This is a genomic window from Necropsobacter rosorum, from assembly GCF_964241405.1.
Lineage (GTDB): Bacteria > Pseudomonadota > Gammaproteobacteria > Enterobacterales > Pasteurellaceae > Necropsobacter > Necropsobacter rosorum.
In genome coordinates, this window is record NZ_CAXSXF010000013.1 from 1 (window position 1) to 782 (window position 782).

Sequence of the window (782 nt, forward strand, 5' to 3'; positions counted from 1 at the left end):
GTAACGGAGGAGCACGAAGGTTTGCTAATGACGGTCGGACATCGTCAGGTTAGTGCAATGGTATAAGCAAGCTTAACTGCGAGACGGACAAGTCGAGCAGGTGCGAAAGCAGGTCATAGTGATCCGGTGGTTCTGAATGGAAGGGCCATCGCTCAACGGATAAAAGGTACTCCGGGGATAACAGGCTGATACCGCCCAAGAGTTCATATCGACGGCGGTGTTTGGCACCTCGATGTCGGCTCATCACATCCTGGGGCTGAAGTAGGTCCCAAGGGTATGGCTGTTCGCCATTTAAAGTGGTACGCGAGCTGGGTTTAGAACGTCGTGAGACAGTTCGGTCCCTATCTGCCGTGGGCGTTGGAGAATTGAAAGGGGCTGCTCCTAGTACGAGAGGACCGGAGTGGACGCATCACTGGTGTTCCGGTTGTGTCGCCAGACGCATAGCCGGGTAGCTAAATGCGGGAGAGATAAGTGCTGAAAGCATCTAAGCACGAAACTTGCCTTGAGATGAGTTCTCCCTGGCTTAAAGCCAGTAAGGGTTGTTTAAGACGAAGACGTAGATAGGTGGGGTGTGTAAGTGTAGTGATACATTGAGCTAACCCATACTAATAGCCCGAGGGGCTTAACCATACAACACTCAAGGGTTTTCAGGTGGCAGGTATCAGGAGTCAGGGTTCAGGTGACAGGATTCGGGTATCAGACATCAGGAGATGAAAACTGAGGGTGTCGAATAATAAACAGACAGTAAACAGTAGAAAGTATCAGCTTGTTTCGGATTGAAG

The 782-nt window shown here is 50.6% G+C and carries 1 rRNA gene; it reads left to right on the forward strand.

Annotation, left to right across the window (positions count from 1 at the left end):
• Nucleotides 1–630, forward strand: a 23S ribosomal RNA gene (locus ACESOH_RS11735); the annotation flags it as partial.
• Nucleotides 631–782 lie beyond the last annotated feature (152 nt).